Origin of the sequence: Candidatus Lokiarchaeum ossiferum (assembly GCA_025839675.1) — an archaeon.
Classification (GTDB): domain Archaea; phylum Asgardarchaeota; class Lokiarchaeia; order Sigyniarchaeales; family Promethearchaeaceae; genus Lokiarchaeum; species Lokiarchaeum ossiferum.
The window spans coordinates 5,804,433-5,828,969 of record CP104013.1; the positions used below are offsets into that span (position 1 = coordinate 5,804,433).

13 protein-coding genes (1 of these 13 cut by a window edge) are annotated in these 24,537 nt (G+C 35.6%); 7 read left to right on the plus strand and 6 right to left on the minus strand.

The window, feature by feature from the left end; all coding sequences use genetic code 11:
* The 5 genes from NEF87_RS24645 to cobT all read left to right on the plus strand — a co-directional run.
* A protein-coding gene (locus NEF87_RS24645) for a LamG-like jellyroll fold domain-containing protein (RefSeq protein WP_457917933.1) crosses the window boundary here: on the plus strand, positions 1 to 7,461 show its end. Its footprint begins 21,618 nt before the window's first position; 7,461 of the gene's 29,079 nt are visible here — the last part of the coding sequence; the start codon falls outside the window, past its left edge; it ends in the stop codon at positions 7,459 to 7,461.
* A gap of 95 nt (positions 7,462 to 7,556) precedes the next feature.
* The gene (locus NEF87_RS24650; protein ID WP_457917934.1) at positions 7,557 to 9,386 is read left to right on the plus strand and encodes a leucine-rich repeat domain-containing protein; all 1,830 of its coding nucleotides are present in this window, start codon (positions 7,557 to 7,559) and stop codon (positions 9,384 to 9,386) included.
* A 52-nt stretch (positions 9,387 to 9,438) separates the two neighbouring features.
* Positions 9,439 to 11,922, plus strand: coding sequence for a tetratricopeptide repeat protein (locus NEF87_RS24655; RefSeq protein WP_457917935.1), 2,484 nt, complete (start codon positions 9,439 to 9,441; stop codon positions 11,920 to 11,922).
* A 281-nt stretch (positions 11,923 to 12,203) separates the two neighbouring features.
* Positions 12,204 to 13,241: a hypothetical protein gene (locus NEF87_RS24660; protein WP_457917936.1), complete on the plus strand. Its 1,038-nt coding sequence runs from the start codon at positions 12,204 to 12,206 to the stop codon at positions 13,239 to 13,241.
* 243 nt (positions 13,242 to 13,484) lie between these two features.
* The gene (cobT, locus tag NEF87_RS24665) at positions 13,485 to 14,573 is read left to right on the plus strand and encodes a nicotinate mononucleotide-dependent phosphoribosyltransferase CobT (protein WP_457917937.1); all 1,089 of its coding nucleotides are present in this window, start codon (positions 13,485 to 13,487) and stop codon (positions 14,571 to 14,573) included.
* A gap of 45 nt (positions 14,574 to 14,618) precedes the next feature.
* Here cobT and NEF87_RS24670 read toward each other — a convergent pair whose 3' ends face one another.
* The 5 genes from NEF87_RS24670 to NEF87_RS24690 form a co-directional block, all read right to left on the minus strand.
* Positions 14,619 to 16,022, minus strand: coding sequence for a serine hydrolase domain-containing protein (locus NEF87_RS24670; protein WP_457917938.1), 1,404 nt, complete (start codon positions 16,020 to 16,022; stop codon positions 14,619 to 14,621).
* 468 nt (positions 16,023 to 16,490) lie between these two features.
* Positions 16,491 to 19,169, minus strand: a complete 2,679-nt coding sequence (locus NEF87_RS24675; protein WP_457917939.1) for a NosD domain-containing protein — start codon at positions 19,167 to 19,169, stop codon at positions 16,491 to 16,493.
* Positions 19,170 to 19,764: 595 nt separating this feature from the next.
* Complete coding sequence (locus NEF87_RS24680; RefSeq protein WP_457917940.1) at positions 19,765 to 20,286, minus strand: flavodoxin family protein; 522 nt, start codon at positions 20,284 to 20,286, stop codon at positions 19,765 to 19,767.
* Between the two features lie 126 nt (positions 20,287 to 20,412).
* Positions 20,413 to 20,685, minus strand: coding sequence for a hypothetical protein (locus tag NEF87_RS24685; RefSeq protein WP_371804132.1), 273 nt, complete (start codon positions 20,683 to 20,685; stop codon positions 20,413 to 20,415).
* Positions 20,686 to 20,736: 51 nt separating this feature from the next.
* The gene (locus NEF87_RS24690) at positions 20,737 to 20,997 is read right to left on the minus strand and encodes a hypothetical protein (protein ID WP_371804133.1); all 261 of its coding nucleotides are present in this window, start codon (positions 20,995 to 20,997) and stop codon (positions 20,737 to 20,739) included.
* A 315-nt stretch (positions 20,998 to 21,312) separates the two neighbouring features.
* Between NEF87_RS24690 and NEF87_RS24695 the strand changes: the two genes are divergently transcribed.
* Together NEF87_RS24695 and NEF87_RS24700 are read left to right on the plus strand one after the other, a co-directional pair.
* Positions 21,313 to 22,137, plus strand: coding sequence for an SDR family oxidoreductase (locus NEF87_RS24695; protein ID WP_371804134.1), 825 nt, complete (start codon positions 21,313 to 21,315; stop codon positions 22,135 to 22,137).
* Between the two features lie 103 nt (positions 22,138 to 22,240).
* Positions 22,241 to 23,077, plus strand: a complete 837-nt coding sequence (locus NEF87_RS24700; RefSeq protein ID WP_457917941.1) for an SDR family NAD(P)-dependent oxidoreductase — start codon at positions 22,241 to 22,243, stop codon at positions 23,075 to 23,077.
* 33 nt (positions 23,078 to 23,110) lie between these two features.
* Here the strand turns inward: NEF87_RS24700 and NEF87_RS24705 are convergent, their stop codons facing one another.
* Positions 23,111 to 24,343, minus strand: a complete 1,233-nt coding sequence (locus tag NEF87_RS24705) for a M28 family metallopeptidase (RefSeq protein ID WP_457917942.1) — start codon at positions 24,341 to 24,343, stop codon at positions 23,111 to 23,113.
* Positions 24,344 to 24,537: the final 194 nt, after the last annotated feature.

The following is a 24,537-nucleotide window of genomic DNA, read 5'->3' on the forward strand; positions in this document are numbered from 1 at the left end:
TTAAGTACGTTCATCCCGTCGGCTTTCTATAGTTGCGATGTCAATCTGGAGCTCAACATCACTTTGCATTCCAGTGGCGATGTGACCGCCATTTATCCGTTGTACTTGATCCATGGGTATTTGGTAGGGCAGGAAGATATTGTCACCATTTCCACCGTCTATCCTTCGGCGCTTCGAGCCAGAATGTTCGGATCGTCTTTCCTGTATTTGTATACATTGTTCGGTAAAGACATGGGTATCACAGCAACCAGTAATGATGACCAAGGCAATACCTTGGAAAATATTAACGATATGTATTTAGAAGTACTCCCCTATACGGGAGATGCCTACGGTGTACAATCAATCACAGATATCTTAAGTGTGAAGGATGAACGACGCTTCCTCGAATATCCCAGTGTATCGGAGGCTAATATGGATTATTGGTTCACCACCGCCTCTGGGACACCGAATTATGCCACCTATCAAGAATTTGTGGCCGAAGATTCTCTGGGGCAGACCATGTTTGCAATGCGCTATAATGAAAGTCAGCTCGATGCGATTGAAGATCCTCGGATCTATTCGGGGTTTGTCAAGCTCTATGATGAAGTCCGAGTAGACGAATTTGGGACAATGCATAATGAAACCACGTTACTCCAACAACGCAAGCTCACCACTTTAGTTTATCCCGCCGTCTGGAATCAATCAAGTACTCGAACGGTTGTGGGTCCTCCGAGTGTCACCGAAGGAGGACGATTTACCATTGGAACTCCTGAAGCCCAAGTCTTGAATTTAGCGATGGATGTCACCGATCCCGAAATGGCCCATACTGCCATTCTTGAGTATAATTTAGCGGCCAGTGATCGGGATCTTGTGATCACCCGCTGGTCAGAACGATTCTATGATCGAGGATATTCGGCGAGTGATCCCGCTTCGATCGATACAGTGCAAAAAGTATGGCCTGTGGAAAGCATATCCTATTATGATCAATCCACCATCTTAACCCATGATTGGATCACGAAAAAAGTAAGTGAGAATTATAATCCCGATATCCTTCGGGATGTCTCCAATTCGGAATTGCAATCGATTAAGATTGACGCCAATGATGGACTGAATCCTGTGTGGAATCAAGAAGTCGAGATTCATTTTGATAGCCATTATGTCATAGCCAATCAAGTCGATACGGTGGCTTTAACCTATCGGTTCGGTCTTAAAAATTACTTTGCTTTAGGGGCCCTTGGATTTCCCGCGCGCGTGGATCTCCAAATCCAAAAAGCGGATGCATCATGGAGTACGATCGCTTCCATCGAGGATTTAAATGTCCCCTTTGAACAGGATATTGCTTGGGTGGACGGAGTGTTTACCATTTCTGAAACCGAACTGGCCACATTTACGGAAATTGGAGGATCAATGCTTTTGGATCTCAACGATCTACGGTTTGTGTTTGACGGGTGTGGGGTACGGGGAGCAGAATTATTTATTGATCAGTTGGTCCTTACCTTGGATAATGATAAAACGCGCCTCTTTTGGGACGATGAACATATTCATGCGTACAGTGATCTGGCGGCCTTGACCCATAGTTCAGATCCGGTCGTGATCACTCAAAGTGATAATCCACAAGCCGGGCAATCGGCCAATGTGTATACGATAGTGGATAATCGCACCCAAATTCCCGAAGTAGTAGGCTATGGTGATACGGAACTATTGTTGATGAATGTGGGTAACTGGAAAAACACCTCTTGGTGGGGAGACTCTCATTATGCAGGAGCTGATGCATGGAATTCGTGGGAATATCTTGTGAATGAAATGGATATTTATTCGGTGGAGGGTTCCCTTGCCGAAACCGACCAACTCCACTTGGATATTACGCCCTTTTACACGGATCCGGTTACCCGCACCCCCGAGTTTGCGTGGATGGAACTTCCTCTCTATGTATTTACCACCCAAGGGATTGACGAAATGACATTAACGTATTCATTCTCCAATGCGGCTGACGAAAGCATAACCTACAATATGACGGAATTAGTGGGTGAGAGTGGATTGTTCATGGAAACTCTCCGTCTTCAACTGCAAGGACGTTGTTTAACGGAAGTCACATGGGATTTCACTTTCCATTCTTGGGTGAGCGCAGCCGACATCTCCACAGTCGGGTTAGGGGGGATTGCCTTTTATACCGAAGCGTCTTTGGGCAAGTTAGTGTTAACAACGGATACTTTGACGCATACGCACGATTTACTCCCCACAGTCTTTACAGGGCCCACCTCCCCCTATGGGGAATATGTGAATTTGTCCTCCCTGGGTGTCTTTACCTCCTTGGATCGCATCCAGATCCAAAGTGCCCAAGGCGTCAGCGATGTCTTACACAATGGATATTATGGAAGTCCTCTCTATCTCAGTTCCTTTACGGTGGTTAGTTATAATACCACATCACTGGCCGATGTCGCCTATCATTATGCCTATAATTTTGATCCGGTGCAAAGGAATTTTGAATATCGCATGGTCGATTGGATGGAAGCGACTCCCACTCCTGAGTCATGGGAAGGAAGCAGTATGACCACCGAAGAAATTCCGTGGTTACGTCATCAAAGCTGGGATCTCGATGGGGATGCTTCTTATGATCTCTATGTGGAAGAATTTGACGGCGAAGGGCTCGGGGAGTTCTCCAATAACAAGTTAGATAATTTTCGGGTGGATTATACGGGCGATGGATACTATGATCTTCAAGTGACCATGGATACGACCTTGACCACTTCTCAAGTAACGACACCCACCCTTTATAATATGGAGACAAATTTGATTGGTGAAGCCACCGGGCATTATTATGTCATGCAAAATGCCAAGGAATTCATCGAAATTTCTGAGGATACCGATGGCGATGGACGCTTTGATCTGAAATCCGAATTTTCCCTCACCGCTTCTACCATGGCCTTACCCGAATATCGAGAATATGTGATCCATAACCATCAACTCACTTCCTTTAGTGATGCCACGTGGCACAAACCGATTGCGGGGGTGGCCTATAGTGTCGATAGTGATGGGGATGGGGTGTTTGAAGAAAGTATATCCCGTACCGATCGCTGGGCGAACTCCGAATCTATTTTGGACGAAGCCTATGAACATTGGATCTATGAATCCTATACCTATACCTATGAGGATTTTGTGGAACGGGATAACATGCTCAAGGAAAATCTTACCTTTACCCTCTGTGGGCCCGATTATTTCAATCTCACCGAAGACGGGTTATTGCAATTTGATTCTGATGGCGAAGTGTTGTATGATCGTCCCAGTCTCACGGCCGAAGTGATTCTGGAATATGATGTGCCTGTTCCTATTGATCCCCGGTATAATCGTACGGTGGATCGTTCTTCGTGGGAGATCGATCGGTACCCCGAATTACTCTGCGATCCCCATGGGGTGCTTGCATGGTGGGATGGTGATCATGATGGCACTGCAGAAACCGCTTTTGTGTTTACGGAACAATCGTGGGCCGAGGATCAAATGGCAATTGCCATTTATTATAGTCGGGATGGATCGGAGCAGGTGCATATTAATAGTTTTGAGTATCAAGCCTCGGGTGATTCGCTCCTACCTTTGTACTGGCTGAGTGCGGCGTACGATTATGAAATTCTGACCAACATTGCGTGGGAAGATTCCAAGGATGCGTATTGGACACAAATGAAAGGCTTTATCGATGGGCAAGGTAACAGCATGACGGCCTCTTACTATTTAGATCTGGTGCATTCAATGTCCTTGATGGGCACCTCCGCCCTTATGGGGGGTGGGTTCGGATTTATTATGGCAGGGTATGCAGTCTACCAATATTGGACTCGTCCGTTGTTGGTCGACTTTCTTGCCGAACATCAATTATGGGGAATGCAAGAACAACCCCATGAATTTGGGCAAGAAGCGGATCGCTATGATTTCTGGGATGGGTTGGATGCGATGATCGAGGATTTCACCAATTTTGGGAATTTCCAAGATCCTCAATACTATGTGCAATCCTTCCCAATAATTACATCCAATCCTTGGTGGGATGATACAGTGTGGCGAGAAGCGGCTGAACCGACCTTTGATACCAGTAATACAGTGGTGTCCTTCAAAGTGCCCGATATGCAAATCAGTGGGGATACGCACGAAGGCATCATTGCTTGGTGGCTCCATTGGTATGAAAACGACTGGGTGGAAAATGATCCTGTGATTCCCTATGCGAATGCGCCCCAATGGTTATGTGATTTTATCACCACCTACCTTCAATATGTGCAAACTTCTTCCGATATGGATCGACCTCCCTCGAGTTATGTGAAAACACTCTATCCTGATATCACTATTCCCCAAGCCGATTTCAATGGCGAATTGGGGCAGGGGCTCTATGCCAATGTGTGGCGAGATCTTGGGGAAGTTGAATATCAACTCCTAGAAGGCAATCAACGGGGAGTTATTGCCACCACCTTGACCACCCATCATCCCGTCTATACCGATGTGATTTTCTCCGTGGATGCTTCGGGGCGACCTCTCTTTACACCCGCTGCGACTGTGTCCCGCAATTTGAGTGATCCGATTGCTCGGACCCTCGATTATATGGAACTCGCCTACTATGCCCAATATGCGGGTGCCTATGAAGACGCCCGTGCAAAGGATCCCACGATCATTGCGTCACAACTTGGATTACAGGTGGTGCAAGTCGTGGCCGGCGTTTTGGCTTCGAATTTGGCTGTGATGAGTTTAGATCCTGTTGGATTCTATACGAATTATGTGGTCCGGGAAGGGTTGCCTGGCATCTTGCTGGATTTAAGTCGGGAAGTGTTCGAAGAATTGGTCTTAGAAGAACTAGTCAGTTCTGCGGCCCGATCCGTGGGGATTTCTTTGGGATTGGCGAACTTGTTAGGGGAATCCTTCGGGAGTTTTGATGTCATTTCCAACATCTACAGTACAGTGGGATCTGTCGATTACAGTGATCTCTATACGGCCTTACAAACGACTACCCCGCATTCGACCACCCAACACGCTTCTTTAAGCGAACATGTGGCAGTCTCGAGTTTTCAACACCTCTCACAGGTGAAACAAGTGGCCCAATTGAAGAGTCTCTTACAAGCTCGATCCAGTATCCATGCGCTGATCCAATTACGAACGAATGCGCGAATGATGGGAGCTTTACAGACCTTTATTAGTACCCACATGGGTTCCAATATTCAGTTGAAGCCATACCTTAGGAATCTCGAAACTATGCCAATTCTGAAGTTTACCAATCACCATTTGACCGAGGAAGCGTTCCGTTTGGAGGTTGAGGAGACTATTTGGGAATATTCGATCGCTGGGAAGTCGGTGCAAGAATTTCTCTCGGATCCCGCTTTATTGGCCAAATGGGGGTTGACGGAATGTGGAAATGAGATGTTCTTCCAGACTGTTTTGAAAGATTTTGGATCTGTGCAATATAAAGCAGATGGTCTAGTGTATGAAGAAATCGATGGAGTATGGAGATCTCGAATGAAATATCCTGATGAAACCTTGGGAAGTTTTCTCTCTCGAGTGGATGGTGTGGTGTTGATTGATCCTCCCCATCAGAGTAATTTAGATAAATTTATAGAAAAGGAATCAAGTAAGGAGATTGGAGATTCTGCGGAGTTAGATCCCGAAATTGTTTTCAAGGCGTTAGTAGAATCTAAAGATCAAGAACTAACGAAATCCACTTTGGAAACAGCTACTTTCTTGATTAAGAAAAAGCAATCTTTGAAATTAGATACTGCTTTTAAAACACCTCAACAGCTAGCAAATTTGCGGACTTATAAACCAAAATCAGATAAATCACTCTATCCTATGAAAGTCTTTAAAGAAACTCATGTTCCTACAGAAGGAGATTTTCTGCATCGGGGTGATTCTTCCTTAAAAGAAATGATTCCAATTCAGATAGAATCGATTAATAGATTTAGGAAATACCTAAATTACATGAAAACTTCGATGTTCCGTACATTAGTTAAGCAGAAGCTAAATAACTACGAGGCTCATTTGAATTCGCTATACTCAAAACTAGAAGTAATCGATTCAACTAATCCAACAATTGTCGATGACCATTTCCGAATATCCGAAGATCTTCTGAAGATCTTTAACACATATCTTGGATCCAACACCTATATGGTCCTTCCTGCATATGCACGTATGAAGATTTCTGGATCATTGAAAGATTTGTATAAATGTTATTGGCAAATCAATATTTTGAAGAAAGGAACTATGTTTTATGAAAATTGTCGAAAGCAAGGAAAAGGGTTTTCTTTGCTCATTGGACCAGTTTCGGGATATAATGAATATAACATTTGGGTAAACCCTACTTCAAACCCTTTAGAACGATATCTCTTCAAAATTACCCCAAGAGGGGGCCATCATGAAGCAGCAACGGTTCTTTCATTCATAAAAACGAAATCTTTGGGTATGCCGGAAATAATCTCTCGTTCTAGTTTTTCTCCTCAAGATTCAGTAATTGATTGTCAAACGGATGCATTTTCAATGATCTTAGGAGACACTGAATTAAATCGTTTATTGAATCATTTGAATATTGAACTCATCAAATCTGATTCTTCAGGCTCTCTTAAACCTGATTTTTATGTACGTACTCAAGCGGGTGAAAATTTTATTGGAGATGCTTTAGATGCTAGTAATACCGAAGATTTGCTCAAATACTCGGTCTCCTTAGAAGGAAGTTTGTTAGGCGGAATGGCTGAATTTGGGATCTCAACTTCCACTGCGATGCAGATGGCCTTTTATCGAGATTTGAACATCATTGGAACCATCGTTCCTAACATTTTGCGTGAAAATTTGGAGATTTTAAATTATATCCATAAGTATGAGACTGGTAATCCGTCGCAATCCTATGAGCAAACTATTAAGGATTTGTTTAAAAATGCCGAGTCTTGGATTCCCACTATCCTGCCCGAGTATGATTCGGAAGGGCGGTTTGAGGGATTGGATATAATGTCATCTGAGATGAAGCGTTTGAAAGCAATCGAAATACAGCAAGAATGGGGGGTGACTCTTGAAGGAATCGAAGGAGTTATCAAACCCTTCGAATATGAGTCACCAGATCTTTATTATGGGAATTTGAGGACAACAATTTCTGTTGTGAAAGATATGCGGCTTTTCTGGTTCATGGTACGCAATCCGAGTGCATCATACCAAAATATCATAGATTATTATGTCACAATCGCAACTGACTTATATGCTGATGCTGATATCGATTCTTTCCATGGAGATACTTTTAAAGATTATTTACAAACATTATCCGATGGTCGAATAAATAATTTTCCAGCACAATTGGCTCAATTTCCTCAAATGGGAATTGTTCATTTATGTCTGGACCATTGGCTTAGTCAAGGCGGATTTAATCTCAAATTGAAAAATGAAAATGTTGATAAGATCAACGATATAATCAGGAAATTGAATGAAATTTTGATTGCAAATGGATACAATCTGCTTCCTTTCAAAGCTAAAAAGTAATCTAAATGATTTAGAAATCTAAGGCACCAAACATTTTTTATCTCGAATTTTTTTTATAATATTAAGAATTCCACCAGATTTTGGAGCAATAAATTATGAAAACTCTTAAACCTACTGTAAAAAAAGTTAACTCCTCAATTTTTTCCTATTATCAAGAAAAGTTGGTGTACTTAGCTGAGTATACTGCCCTAAAGGCAATAGAGCCCTATCTTGCTCAATTTAAATCTGGAGAAAAACAAATATATTTTGTGAATAAACATGTTTCCACCCTCTACTTATCAGATGCGCTGCCTCCCGATCTTTTTCCCGAAATTGGTTTCTTCACTCATCTTACAACAATTCATTTTAGAAATCTTGATTCACTTACATGTTTCACGCACCTTTCCCCAACTTTAGAATGGTTACATATCGAATCCAAACATTTGCTCTCTTTTGAGGGGTTTCCTTCTCACTTAGACAAGCTTCAAGTCTTGTTGATTAAGTGTCCTAGCTTACACACCTTAGAAGGACTTCCCTCTATCTTGGATTCCCTTCAGTCTTTATCTATCTCTTGCAAAAGATTAAAATCTTTAAAAGGATTGCCGGAATCATCCCCTTCCCTTAGAAATCTTGGAATTTGGGATACACCTATTGAGTCATTGGGTACCTACTTTCAACAAAGTTTTTTGTTAGAAGGAATTGGTTTAGAAAATGTTCCCATTAACAATCTTCATAAGTTACCTTGTGAGTTGAATCATTTAGAAAAATTGGATTTGACTAATTGTGCTTTCCCGAACTTGGAAGGATTACCCCTTTCTTTACCCCGGTTAGAAAAAATGTACATTGGGATTGCATCTGATCGAGGAAACTATGAACACCCAACTGATGGTTATGATCTTATTCCATTTCACTCTGTGCAAGGTTTTCCCCAAGAAACCCCTTTGCTTGAAGAGTTATCCATCATTGGAACTGCCCTTACTTCATTAAAAGGGCTTACCCTCGCATTACCCAGACTAAATCATTTGATCATCTCTTATAACCCCCTCCTCGTATCCATGCAAGGATTACCTAATGAGCTTCCAAATATGGAGTGGTTTGATATGGATAACAATGGCTTGCGCGATTTTCAATTTTTTCCTCGATTACCGGGAGCTCTGGAGTACCTTTCGTTCAAAAATAATCCTTTTCAATCTCTTCTAGGCATGTCGGAACATGTTTTAATAGAAAAACACAGAAAATCTGAAATTGATCGAGTTTTTCGGCTTCCTCTTGAGTTCTCCAGGTTTGAATTAATTACTTTACATACCTCTTCCTTTGCCGCTTTAGTAGCAAATATTGCACGTTTTGATCTGATGGATGCTGAATTTGTCGGTAAGCAAAAATTTCCTCGATGTGCTGTGTCGCTCAATCTCACCCCAAAGGGATTTTTTCTTCTCAAGAAAGTGTGGGATTTTCATTGTATGAATTACGAAGCGATTTATGACGAGACCGCCTCCATGGATTACGAAATTGCTACCCTAAAAGTTCCACGGGAGTGCACTCCTGAATCCTTCATGTTTTTTAAAACATTTCCCTCGCTATTCCTACCTCCTGATTATCAAATCTATTTTGATCAATGTGATGCCCATCGGAAAAAGTGTGGCTGCGCAATGACTCGGTGGGATTTTGATGACCCCGCTTATTTCGCCGAAGCATCCGTGATTATCCTTTTAAAAGACGAAACTGGCGAAAATGATCAAATTTTTCTTCATGAAGCCTTCATGCGAGAATTGTATGCCTATTACCAGCTCTCGCCGATGGAATTAGCTCAAAAATATGTGGTAGAACATTATCTGTCCGATGATGAGCGAGAGCGCCTGCTCTATGAGAAAAATACTGCGGTCATCAGATATTTGCTGCGTGAATTACCTGAGACAGACCCCATATTAGTGAAAATTCTGGAATAATTTCAGTAGATAAATATCTTGATAAAAATAATCTGAAGATGAATATGATATTATGTTGAAAAATAAGTTTCATGAATTGATCAAGAATAAGCCTCTTACATTTTTAGCGGGAGCAGGATGTTCAGTTGATAATCCTTCAAATCTCCCCGCAGGTAGTACAATGATAAGAAAAATTATTAGATTTACTTGTGCTCTTGAAGAAACAAATAAGTTACTTTCTCTGAAGGATTTACGTTTTGAACAACTAATGGATATATTACGAGAACAACTAGATCCTGAATTACATATAATAGATTATTTTTCTCTAAATAAATCTCCAAATTTACAACATTTTTTTCTTGCCCAGATGATAAAACTAGGTCATATTGTTATGACTACAAATTTTGATTGTCTAATTGAGCAAGCATTATTAGAAAGTGATATTCCAAAAGAAAAATGTAGAGCAATCATCACTCGTAAAGATTTTAAACGATATTCAAATCCATCTCTATTATTTCAGCAAGGATTTTTTGGAGTTTATAAAATTCATGGTTCCGCTCTAAATCAATTTACTAAGAAATCTACGCGTGAATCCCTAGTTGCAACAATCCAAGCTTTTGGACAAAATAAAGAAGAAAGATCCGTTTTTCAAGTAGAAAAATTCAAAAAAGAATTTTTTACTCATGTTGATGATAACAGGACACTCGTTGTAATGGGTTATTCAGGATATGATGATTTTGATATTGTTCCCACTTTAAAATTATTAAAAGATTTTAATGCAATCATTTGGATTGAATATCAGAAACATGATAATGGACAAGAAATAATTGAAAATATCCAAGATATAGTTCCATCCCCCGAGGATAAAATAGGAAAAATTTTATACGAAATTAAGCAAATTGGTGAAATAAAAGAAATTTACAGGATAAGAGCAAATACATCTCGATTAATTACTGAATTTTTTGAAAATAAGAAAAAACCGAGAGTAAAACAATATGAAATACAAAATTTAGATGAATGGATGGAATCTGAACTGCCGAAACCAAAAAAATTCAAAAACTACTCGATTCCGTTTGATATCTATAATAAATTACTATTTCAAGAAGATGCCCTAAGATGCGGAGAAAAAATCTTAGAAATTGCAAATAAATCCCAAAATTTAGAGCTGAAAGCAACTACATTCAATAATGTTGGGTTAATTTTTCTTAATCAAGGAAAATATGATGAAGCTTTGAAATATTTTACAAATTCTTTGAATTTCTGTAATAAATTGAGTAGTCATAAAGGAAAAGCAGCAAGGTTAAACAATATAGGTCTAGTCTATAAAATGTGTGGAAATATAGACAAAGCATTGGAATATTATAAGGATGCATTTGAAATTGATATAAAGATCGGGGATATTAAGGGAAAATCAAATAGATTAAATAATATCGGACAAATTTTAGAGATCCAAGGTGAAATAGATGAAGCAATTAGTCACTATAGAAAATCGCTAGAAATTGATAATGAAATGGGCGATCTTCATCAAAAATCCATTAAACTAAACAATATTGGTGAATTATTGTTCAAATGTGGAAAATGGGATGAAGCCTTAGAATATAATCATGAAGCTTTTGAAATTGCAGAAAAATTAGCTGATTTAAGAGGTGTTGCTCGTTATTTAAATAATAAGGCGAATATTTTGCTTAATAAAGGTATTTTAGAGGATTCTTTTCAATATTATCAAAAATCTTTGAATATTGCTGAAAAAATTGGGGATATTCGTTTAAAATCAAAAATATTAATGAACTTAGGAGATTATTCAGAAAAGAAAGGAAATTATGTAATTTCGGAGAAATATTACAAAAAATCATTAGATGTTGTTGATAAATTAAAAGATCCACACTTAACCGCATCAATACTAATAAAAATGGGTGAATTGCTAAAAAATAGGGGTATTTTTGACAAATCTTTAGCCATTTTTAAAGAAGCTTGGAATAAAATTGAAAAATCAATAAATATAGAATTAAAATTTTCTTTATTATATCAGATTGGAGATGTTTTGCATTATCAGAAAGAATTAGATATGGCACTTCAATATTTTCAAAATTCTTTGAAATTTTCAAATAAAATGAAGAATAGGTCACATTCCGCTTCAGTATATAACAATATTGGCTTAATTTATTATAAAAAAAAAAAAGATTCTGATTCTCTTAAGTATTATAATAAAGCATTAAAAATATCAAAGGAAATAGGAAATATTAGATTACAATCAAGTGTCTTAAATAATTTTGGCACATTCTATTCCGCTAAAGGGAATTATAAGGAAGCATTTATTCATTTTCAACAAGCTCTATTAATTGATGAGAAATTAGACCAACCAAAATCAAAAGCAGAATTGCTTAACAACATGGGAATAGTTCTTTTTCGATTGGGAAAAAAAGTGGAATCTCTGGTGAACTTAAAAAATGCTCTAGATACATTAAATAATGGCAATCTTGAAAATATTGGATTAGCAAATACAATAAAAAAAAATATCAACAATATTTTGAAGAATAATCAACCTTTCTCGAACTAAACATGATTTTGCATACAATATTGAAGAAAAAAATTCTCATTTCACCTTCATCACCAATTACTATTGCCAAATGGGGTTTAAAATATCAACAAAGTCTATAGTTTTGAAGGTGAAGTCGATTTCAAGGTTGCTCCATATTATTATATTTTTTTGAAGTTGGAAAAGGTAGCTACTTCCTATCTTTTTATCTAGTTCATTTTTTTATGAGTTTCTTTCCAATAGAATTTGAAATCAGACGTAAATTTATTAGAGTAGGTTATCTTTTTTTTTCTGAGACAAAAATGATCGCCACAACTCTTTTAAAAGAACCCCTTACGCCCTCTAAACGTTATCAATTCGAGAAACTTGGGAAAGGATTTCAGTTTTTGCAAAAAACTCGCTGGATTTATATCATTGTCATGGGTATCTTTTCCTTTAAGACACTTTTACAAAAAACTTTCTTTGGTCCTTTCTATGGTTGGATTGTGGATTCAAATTCAGATTCCTATTCCGGAATCCCTATGGGCCTATTAATATTTGGGATTCTTGCTATTTCAGTACCTCGGTTGATAGGAAATATAAATTTCATTGTTCAACTAAAAAGAACTGCCAAAATAATGCATGATGATCACTTCAAAAAAGCCTATCGATATCAACAAGCCCGTATTGCTTTTTATGCCATTAATATCATCTTCATTGCTCTGATAGCGAACCGGATAATTATGTCCTTAAACAGATATTATTATTCCATAGTCGAGTATTTAGCTGCGTTCGCCCAATTTCCGACTCGTTATGGGATGGATGAAAATGTAATTGCGCTGGTAGTATTCTTTGGCTTGTTTTCATTAATGGAAAAATTAGTGAATTACCTTACTTGGCGAGAATTCAGTTTTTGGAGTCAAAAACAGATAGATCAGGATAAAACATCTAAAAATTCCGAAATAATTCCCATGATGTTGAAGGGAAGCAAATGGATGCGTTATAGCATCATACTCATGCTTTTTGAATCTACAATTGGGAATATTGTCTTCAATCTTGGATTGAAAAAGCTTGAAAGGGGTTTTTCCTATTTTCCTAATCAAGAAGTGATGATCACCCCAATGAATTGCTTAAATCTATCAGCAATTTATCCTCACCAAGGTTTTATACCTTATCATACTACCGAAAATACCTTTCAACGGCAGAATATCCAAAAAACCACTATCAATGATCAGCATCTTGCTACAACCTCCATTACGTCATATCCAATTCAAGAAATGGCTCAGTATTGTGGATTCTGTGGTGTTGAACACCGATTCCAGAATGCTCAGTATTGTTGGAATTGTGGAAGAGAATTATAGTCGTGCAATGGCAATTTCTTATCTATTTCTTCAATTTTTTTGATCATTTTTTATAAAAAAGGAAAGTAGGATTATCAACTTCCCTATCTGAAATGTTTTTGCAATACTTGGTGGCTTTCATGAGCTATCGATTTTAAAATCATCTAAAAATCAAAAATGTAAGTGCTTCTTTATTCAAAAAACGACGTGTTGGGATAGGATAAGTTACCTATGTTTAAAAAATGATGATGCTTTTGACAAATTATGGATTCAATTTTAAAAATTGGAAATCAAGGAAGATGTGATCTTTTTCTAAATCACATTGTTGGAAAGAGTCCTTTATTAGTAACTGTGATTGGAAACACCGAAACGGGGAAAATTCCTGGGATTTCTGCCGCTGGGGCGAATCCAAATATTACTGATTTTACTCCCGCAGCTGATATAGAGTATTTATATTATGAATTCTGTAAATGTATCCAAGGTGTTCCAGTAACTCCTACAGGTATTCCCACGCCTGGAATAATTACTAAAGCGATTATTGATCATTTAGATTTTCCTCATCTCACAGTTATTGGAGGTGTGAATATTTTCCCTTCCGCTCCCTTTATTTCTTTAGGGGGAAATGCAGGGGGTGATATTTCAACTGGTAGCGCTGTTGAAAACCCTGAAAAGATATTTGCTAATGGAGAAATTCTTGGTAAAAACCTCTCAAAAATTGCAAATTATCTTGTGATTGGGGAATCAATTGCTGGTGGGACAACTACTGCTCTTGGTGTTCTTACAGCGTTAGGTTATGATGCAAATAATAAAGTAAGTAGTTCCTTGCCAGAAAATCCATCTCGATTAAAGATTGATATTGTGACAAGTGGCTTAAAGGCAAGAAATCTGAAGAAAGGAGATTTAAAAGAAGATCCCCTTAATGCTATAAAATATTTTGGTGATCCGATGCAAGCAGCAGTATTGGGAATCATTTCTGGTGTATCTGGAAAAATTCCGGTATTATTAGCTGGTGGAACTCAGATGGCAGCAGTACTCGCTCTTGCACAAAATCTAAATCCTAATTTAATTTCAAACGTGGCTATAGGAACGACAAAGTGGATTGTTAACGATGAAAGTTCAGATATTTTAAATTTAATAAATCAAATCAATCCTACGGTTCCCATTTTGGCTGCAAATTTCAACTTTGGAGATATAAAGTATGAAGGATTAAGAGTTTATGAAACTGGAATGGTAAAGGAAGGGGTTGGGGCAGGAGGATGTGCAATTGCGGCTATAATGACCGATCCTAAGAAAATGACCATTGACATATTGCAAAAAGAAATAGAAAAAAAATATGAGCATTTATCCCTTTGAAATCCCTTCAGATTTCAGGTAAATTAATGAACCCTTTTTTTAACGTTAATTTTTGATGTATAGATATCTGTCGTAAGTTACACTGCTAATTTTACCTGTATTATTGTCTCTATAAAATTGGATCTTGGGAACAGGTGGTAGTTGGGCCAATCCAAGGGTGAAGGTAAGATTCAAGATATCCTTAGGTATCAATGGAAATTTTAGACTTCCATCATCAATTTGTAGTTTAGCCCAAAGAACTCCTCCTTCTAACAGTATTTCTGCACTATAAAGATCATGAGGGGCATAGTATTTACCTTGAATTTCATCTAAAATGGGTTCCACTTGTAATTCTTTCAATTCTTGGTGTGGATCCTTACCCAAAATGATAGCAAGCGCATATCGTGCGATTATTGAAGGGGAAATATTGCATGAATTTTGGCCTACGTAGATCCCAAGGTTGAGATCAGGGGCTAAAATTAAAGATGTGCAACTCGTTCCTAATCCTCCTCCATGGTGGACTAATTTAGTCCCTAAATAACTATCATCTATTACCCAACCTAAGGCATATTTTCCTTCGGGAGTAAGTCCATAAGGGCATGAAATAATTGGATCCCATAGTTTGGAAAACATTTCATCAGTCAAAATTTCTTTTCCATCCCATTTTCCTCGGTTTAAAATCAATTGGGCATATTTAAGCATATCATTAGCAGAAATATTTAAGCCGCCAGGAGCTTGTAAAAACTCATACATAGAAAGATTTACGCGCCTGAGAGATTGCTTACCATCTTGAGTCTTAGGTAAATATCCAACGATTTTATCGTTCAAAGGATCCTGATCATACTCTTCTTTTGAAAATGTCGCTCTTTTGATCTGTAAAGGCTCAAAAATTAGTTCTTGTATGTATTCAGAATATTTTTTGCCCGTTATGTTTTCAATAATGAAGCCTAAACAAGTGAACATATCATTATTATAGAAGAATTTTTCTTCAGGTTTGAAGAGATTGTAGTCATCGGGGGCACTAATATGGTAGAAAAAGTCATCTTTGGTTGCAACAGGATAAATATTTTTAAAATCGCCTAAATTATAAAACATCTGGGCTAATTGGGCGTCTGCAGCAGGAATTCCAGAAGAATGCGACAGTAAGTGTTTCAATTTAATTTCTGGATGGTTGGAAAAGGGAGGTCGTGAAAGATAAGTTGCCACACTTTCTTCTAAGGAAAGTTTTCCTTCTTGAACCAATTTCATAATGGCAAAAGCAGTAATGGATTTAGTTACACTCGCAATCCCTATTAGTGTGTCTGCAGTCATAGAAAGTCCTTTTTCTAAATCGCGATATCCATAACCACGAGCGTGCAATACTTTATCTCCTTGAATTATTCCTATAGAAAGGCCTGGGACCTTTTTTTTCCGCATTGTTTTCCGAATAAAATTTTCGATTTTTGTAAGGTTTTCAGGTGAGATTGGCATCTTTTATCAATTTATTCTAATCATTTCTAGTAATTAAACAAAAATGTTTGAGAAAGAGAGAGAAAAAAAGGAGAAAAAAGGAAATTAATGATTATTCCCTGTCCATATGAGATAGATAACTGCTCATCCATTTGGAATTCGTCTTAAACGGAGAAATTATTACAATTTGGTTTAAATCAAATATGAAATGGTAGAAATATGGGTGTTTTTTCCTTTAGAAATATCTAAGTTTTGTTCTTTTTTTTTTCCCAATTCTTTAACCTTCTTTTCCTTCTATTGTCTATTTCTTCACTGATTGAGTCTTAGGGAATAGATATTTATCACGGAAAGCTATACGATTTTTAATTAACCTCTCATTATGTCTGATCAAATGGGAGAAGAAAAGAAAAAAGTTAATTATAGGTTGAAAAACTGTGCCTATCGCATGGATACAGTGAGAACTGCCTCACAAACCTCCGTTAGAATTCATTACGATGTACTATTTTTATTTTTTGAACCTTTCCTTCTTATAACAATTCCCAAGAGTAATGATAAAACCATTGGTAATGTGGAAAAACCAGAAATATTTTTTTTTTCCTCAACTACATTTGTTTTTTCTGTGGTCGTTTCTTCTGTAGATGTCTCTGTTGTGTTGGCTTGAATTTCTTCTTTGTTGACAGTCAAGATTACAGTGTTATTTGATGAATTTCCATTTATATCATAAATCAAAATAGTTATTTCATAGGTTCCAGGTTCTAATCCATTTGGGATTGAAAAAGTGATTTCTGCCCCACTTGTCCATATAGCTTCAGATTCTATTTCAGTCCCATTCATGTATATCGAGTAATTAGTTGGATTAAGCTCTACCACAATCCAAGAAATGATAGTGTCCAAATAATTTTCATCAATATTAAAATCTGATGGATATTTTATGATAATTGGTGCCTTGTTATCAATGGAGACGGAGAAAACTAAAGGAAAATTATCAAATCCATCCCCTTCACCTCTAATTTTGTAAGGTATATTCCAGATAATTCCATTATTCTCCGCGTCACTATAAATGGATGTATATTCTTCACCCCAAAAATTTCCAAAACCATTTTTATCCCATTCATTTCCTTCACACATCCCCGTTTCATTCGCTTGTATTAACTGATTATTTTGAATATTATTTCTATAAATCGTGTTATTATTACTGTTTATTAAGATCAAACCAATTTCCAAATTAAATTCGATACAATTATAATGGCATTCATTGTCATTGGAACCAAATAAATACAACCCATATTGATTATATTGAACTGTATTATTGGAAATAGTACTAAAGAGTGAATTAAATAGTGCAATTCCAGCAGTACTCATTGATGCTATGTTTTTTGAAATACTACTCGTATGAGAATACGTTAGTGCAATTCCTACCGTATTGTTCCCAACTTCATTTTCGATTATAGTGGAATTATCTGAGTTAGACACCATGATCCCCATGCCTTGACAATCATTAACATAATTCTCAGATATTGAAATAAAATCAGTCTCTAGGATGTGGATTCCATGATTTGAATTTTTTCTTATAATATTTTCTTGAATCGTGATAGATCGTGATTTTTCAATATAAATTCCATCAAAATTGTTAAGGAGGTTGTTAGATTGAATAAAAATACTTTCACATGAATAAAGCTTTATTGCTTCTGTAGTGTTCACACATATAATCGAGCTAATATTGGTATTATGGCAAAATTCTAAGAAGATTGCATTCATTACATTAGAAATGTTTAGCGCATTAATTCTTGAATTGTTACAATTTACGAGAATTAATTGTCCGAGATTTTCCAAATTTGAAATTGATAAACTTTCCATATTTTCATAGTAATAAATGGGTCTATCAATAATTTTATTGCTTTGATATATAGTATTATTTTTACATTTACTCAGACTTATTCCTGAATAATCCATAGTATTTGCTGCGATTGTATTATTGTGAGAATTATATAATTCTAAATTTCCTTCAGTGTTATTGCTTAAATTATTATTGTTGATTGTAATATTTCGCGATCCTTGAATTTCAATTCCAAATATCTCACTGAATTGAATTAAATTATTTGAAATCAATGAATCTACTGAATTGTATAATTCAAAACCTATATTAGTATGTGAAATATTATTGAATGAAATTATCCAATTATCAACATCATACATTTCTGAACCAATAACTGAATTAGAAATCTTATTGTAAGAAAAAGTGGTGTTTGATGATTGGTCACAAAGAAATGCTTGGTTCGAATTTGAAGTAATATTATTTTCTAAAATTCGATTATTACTTACATTTAGAAGTAAAACTCCCTCACCATTTAAGGTAATATTATTCTGAATAAGATCGTTATCTAATGAATCCTCGATGAATACACCTAAACCATTCTCAGTAAAAGTATTTTGTAAGATAAAGAGTTGGGAAGAAGAATCACTTGATAATCCTTCATTATTTTTAGAAAACTCGCAAAATTCGACCGAAATATTATTCGATGTTCCAATTAACACTCCTCGATTATCATTTTCGAATAAAATATTCTTTTGCATTGTAACATTATTTGTAAAATGGAGTGAGATGCCATCTTGATTTAAACTGATATTATTTTCAAGTAAGGATATGTTTTGAGATCTATAACAATGGATTCCATCAATCAAACTCATAGTCACATTATTATTCCGAATTGCGATATTATTTGAATTAAAAAGACTTATCCCGTAGGTCTGTTCAGATATGTTACACTCATATATATGGGTATTATTGACATTTGAGAGTTCGATGGCTGTTCCATACTCCGAATTTGTTAAAATTGAACAATTTTTGATAACTAAATTTGCGTTTGTATTTCTTATTTGAATTCCATAATTATTATCAACATTAATTGAGTAATTTTCAATAATATAGGGATTTCCTTCAGAACCATCACCGTTCAAGAATTCTTCTGAAATAAAATTAGCCAATTCAATATCTCCATCAATAATTATAGGATTGTGTATTCCTGCAGAAAAAATGATCGTTTGCTTATCATTAATATCATCATTTTGATTATTGTCATCGAAGTCGAAACTTCCAACTTGAATGAATAGAACCATAATTGAAAGGATAAAAATACATGCTCGTAATTGAATTTTTGCGCTTTTCATTAAAACCAATTATATTACATCCTTTTTAGTTAAAAATTTTTTATATAATGAAATAATCCGAAAAATTTTCATAAAAATCATTTCCTATTATTTATGCTTAATAATTCTTGACCGACAAGAGTACCTCACTGAGAGAAATTACGTGCATAATACACATTTTTGATTTTCTGGGTTGAATTTGTTGTAATTTATAATTCTATCTTCTCACTTGATACTATTTAGCATCCAAGATTCACTTTTCATTTTATATTGTATCATGTCAATGTTTTTTTGTGGTTCGAAACTGAAATTAACTCCGAATTGCAAGAACTATGAATTGAAGCCCAATTTCGAATCAGTGAGTAGATGGCAATAGAAGGAAAAAATTTACTCGCAAACCACTCAATCAAAGGATAAAACCTAAATCCAGAGAGCAAGCTCATAAATTTTAACTTGGAGGGTAGGGTATTTTTGGTAGAAGTCGATCCAAAAAAAAACGGTTAAATTTGGGGGGTTTTGAGAAGAAAAAACTGCCTGAATTGGACATTTGTAATGTTGACCATAGCTGGATAGTTATTTATCTTCCATTTGGGGTGAATCCCGAAGGAATGTGTGGTTATTTATCTTTTTTAGATGGGGAATTATATTGCTTTAAATTTTCTCCAAATTTTCTGGCTTGGAGTAATTCTTCTTCTGAGGGATGGCCTAAAGGTTCTTTTGGGGTCGAATTTTTACTCATCCGAAAAGCCCCCTTTGAATAAAAGCGTTCGGGTAGAATTCTTATTTGACTTTTGGTAGTAAGTTTTTTTTCCATCGCTTCAAACATGATATCCTTAATTAACCGTGGATTGGTCTTATCACCCATTGGATTAATGTCATCCGGAGCCCCACTCGTAAAGAATAATGCTACTTTTTTTCCCTCAATATTCTTTTTCCAGAGTTTCTTTATGTATCGAGATCCAGCAAAACTAATTCGTCCTGCAATTACCCATGAGCCTAGTACAACTAAATCATAATCTTGAAGATTTGGAATATGTTTATTATTAAAACAATCTGCTTCAAGCCCTTCTGCAATGTTTTTCGCAACTTTTTCTGTATTACCGCCACGAGAATTATATAATACTACTGCTTTTCCCATAATAAGATAATATCTTTGATGAATTTAATATTAAATATAGTCCAGTTATTGAGAAAAAATGAATGTAAAACAATAGAGAGAATTTCTTTGTTATCTCCCCTTTCTTAACAAAACCCTTCTTTTCTCTTAAAAAAAATGTTCTTGTTGCTCAAAATTCTCACAAGTTCTTGAAAAAAGAATTATCTCTTTGAAACTCATACGAGTAAATCCATATCGACATTGAACTTCAACATCATTCCTATCATGGAAAGAAATATACATGCATGATTTACAACTGCTACAACGAATTGCTAACTTGGATTGTTGTTCTTCTCTGATTATTCCTTCAAATCTTAAAAGATCAGGGATTTCATTCCGATATTTACTAATTTTAGGCTTTTTTGGATTGATTTGTTGCATTTTCTTCACTTTCAACTTAATTACTTATTTTGATCAAAAAAAATGAGTGAGCTATTTACTGCCATTTTGTCGAAAGGCTTGAATAACATCTCTTTGAATTGCTTCTAAAACATCGATCAGTTTTTTTCTTGCTATTGGTGTTTTTTTATACTTTAATGAGGGGAAAGTTGCATTTGATTCAAACCAACTTAATTCATTGGCATTGATCATAGTATTGCTTGATTTTTGATATAATTTTCTTGAGATTAAATGCTCTAGAGGAGGGGTTATTTTCCTTTCAATTCTTTTCTTAGTAAAATTTTTTAGTATCATCTTTTTCCTCGGTGTTCTTTTACCCGAAATAGAAAATAGTCTTATGAATTTAAATTAACAATTTACGATTCAAATTTATGGTCCATGGTATGGGTAACATATTTTAAAATTATTCGACCGTAAATACATGAGTTTTTGGATCTTTTACATAAATAAATATGGAATAATTGCAATTGCTGTAATTATCCAATTGTTCTCTAAAGAAATAAAGTTAAGTCTATTTTATTAGATAGTTGAGTAAAAAATTAATTCTATTTGGAAATTAGTAGCACTAAGTACCAAAGAGTTAAATTTATTGATATCAAAATACCCCTCATGATGAAAAATCAATGGATTCTTATTACTGGAGCTAGTACTGGAATAGGTCGAGTAGCTACTGAATTTCTCCAACAAAAAGGATATTCAATTTATGCTTGTGCTCGAAAAGAGGGTGACCTCCAAGATTTAGGAAGGATTCCGAATGTGATTCCCATTAAACTTGATGTAACTAAGAACGAACAAATTGAACAAGCCTTTCAAGAAATATCTGATCGAAAAACTGGCTTATTTGGACTTATAAATAATGCGGGAATTGTTCATGCTGGACCAACTATGGATCTTGATGTAGAGGAACTAAAACATCAATTTGATGTGAATTTTTTTGGTGTTCATCGGGTTACAAAGCAATTCTTTCCTCTAATCAAGAAATCCAAGGGTAAAATAGTTATGATTGGAAGTGGGGCCGGAATCATCGCTAATCCCTTTTTTGCACCTTATTCTAGTTCCAAATTTGCCTTGGAAGGTTATACGGATTCCTTAAGAAGAGAACTTTTGCTATATGGAATTCAAGTGGTGATAATTGAACCTGGGATGGTAAAAACACCTATTTGGGATAAGGGTGAAGCTTTACTTGGAAATTATAATGGTGATATGCTTAAAAAAGAGGCTTCTGGGATCGGTTCTATGGCAGTTCAAACAGCCCGTGATATTGGGTTACCTCCAGAAAAAATAGCTTCGCTAATCTATAAAATTTTGACAAAAAAAAACCCGAAACCCCGATATGCTATTGTACCTAATTATTGGATGCGACAACTCATGCTCAAAATGCCCACCAGAATGCTCGACCGCTTTATTTTAAAAAAAATGCAAAAATTTCAATAGGATACTCAAAGTTCTTCTATCTTTTTTTGTGCGGATTATTTTTCTTTTTCGAATAGGAAGGTTTAGGCATATATTTAAGGAAAAAGCACACTTCCAATAGAATATGGTTAAAAAATCTAACTTTAATCTAAAGAAATATAAACTGGCTGTCATTACTGGAGCATCTAGCGGTATTGGGTTAGAATTTGCCAAACAATTTGCAGAAAATAAGATTAATTTAATTCTTATTGCACGAAGAGTAGAAAAATTAGAAGAAATATGCTTAGATCTTGAAAAGCAATATCATATCAAAGCCACATACATTAAAGCGGATCTGACTCTCGAAAATGATGTAAAATCTTGTATTAATCAACTGGATCAGACAAAAGGGATTGATATTCTTGTGAATGGGGCAGGTTTTGGGACTATTGGGGGATTTACTTCTGTGTCCTTAGAAGCCCATTTCCAAATGATTCAACTTCATATCAATGCCGTAGTTCATCTTTGTCACGCCATTTTACCTCAAATGCAACAGAATAATAAAGGGATAGTTATTAATATTGCATCTTTAGGTGCTTTTACTCCCACACGGGGAAATTCTGTATATAGTGCTTCTAAATCCTTTTTAATTACTTTTTTTGAAAATTTACAAAAAGAGTTGGATAAAACCGAGATTATTCTACAAGCGCTTTGTCCAGGCTTTACACGTACAGAATTCCATGAAGTTGGCCATTTCTCAGATTTTGACCGATCTCGAATTCCAACTCGATTATGGATGACAGTTAAAGATGTTGTTGCGATTTCACTCGCTGCCTTAAAGAAAAAATCTCTTATTGTAATACCTGGAAGAAAAAATAAATGGATTTACCGCTTATACAGAAGCCCTATCGTTCAATTCTATATGAAGAAGAGAAGAAAAAAAGGATCAAAAAAAGGTTCAAAGAAAAATAGCACAAAGTGAAATAAGTTTTACTGAAATTATTCCATCAAGTTTTCAATCTTTACTAATTATTTCTCCATTTCCAATTTTTTGAACTAAATTTTTAATCAATTCAACTGCATCCTCTAATTTTTCTGGTTTAACCAAATCTATCGTATCTTTTTTACTATGGATTATTTTAGTATCATTCTTTGCTAAGAAACAACAGACTTCTACCTTTTCTTTCTTGAAGGATGCATGATCACTATTTCCTCCTATCGGAGAGTTAAATTTTCTTGCTTCTATTTTGAGTTCTTCAGCAGATTTTTCAATAAGTACATTTAATTTGGTGTTTATTGGTTTTTTCTTCAGAAGTCCTGCTTTATCTAGGTAAGCAAGTTCGGACCCGACCATGTCTACATTAATAGCATAAGAATTGTCTTTATTTTCAACAATCTCTTGTTTATGAGTCTTCACATAGCCCTTCGATCCAAATAAACCCCATTCTTCTGCTGTACACCAAATAAACTTTAGATGTACGTTTTTAGCGGGATGCTCTTTGAAAAATTTTGCTAAGCTTAAAAGTATTGCAGATCCGCTTCCATTATCGCATGCTCCGGGACTCGTATTTATTCGTTTGGCAAACATATTAGATATAATAATGAGAATTACCAAAATGGTGCAAATTAAAATAATCACATTTAAAATTCTAATAGCAAGGTTGGTAGAAATATTATCTCGGAAGAAATATACTAATGAAATGATGCTGGATACTAAAGTAAGTAACAAAATCAATAGAAATCCAAAAAACATTCCGATCATAAATTTAATGTAAAATTTGGGCAAGTTTGATGCAACGCTATCAGAATGGGCAGTTAAATAAATTATTGTGGGTTTTACTTCTTCATGCCTAATTGGAGGAAATTCACAGATCACATTTTTCCCAATTGCGGATTTTCCTAAACATTTGAATTTGTCTGCTTTTAATTCTTTTCCAAAAAGCATAAGGCCCAGAAATGATATTGGGATCAACAAAATTGAAAGGATTCCGTTGGTGGGTGGTATAATTCTGAGGGTAAAATTAATTAAAATTCCAAATAATCCTAATAGTATAAACATTAGTTTGCGTCCATTAACTGAAGCTGTGGACCATTCGATGTTTTCTGTATACGCTTCTATGCTATTTTGACTTAAAAAATCCAGTAGAAATGTAGTCGTTTCTTCTTCTCCAATTGTTCCCATCATTCTCGGTTGACTTAGGATACTTTTTTTTAAGATGTCGAAAGTAGGTTGATTAGATTGTGTCATTTTTTTCTTCTCTATCAAATTATTCTTTATACTTTGAGTACTTGGTGCTTTAATTATGTAAATCCTTGTTTTCCTTTTTACTATCATCATAATAGGATAAATGTTCAGAAATCCCCTTTATCAAAATTACATTTTTGACATACTATTCCTAACTTTTATGAACCAGGGGTTTCAGAAGGTAAATTATTTTTTTA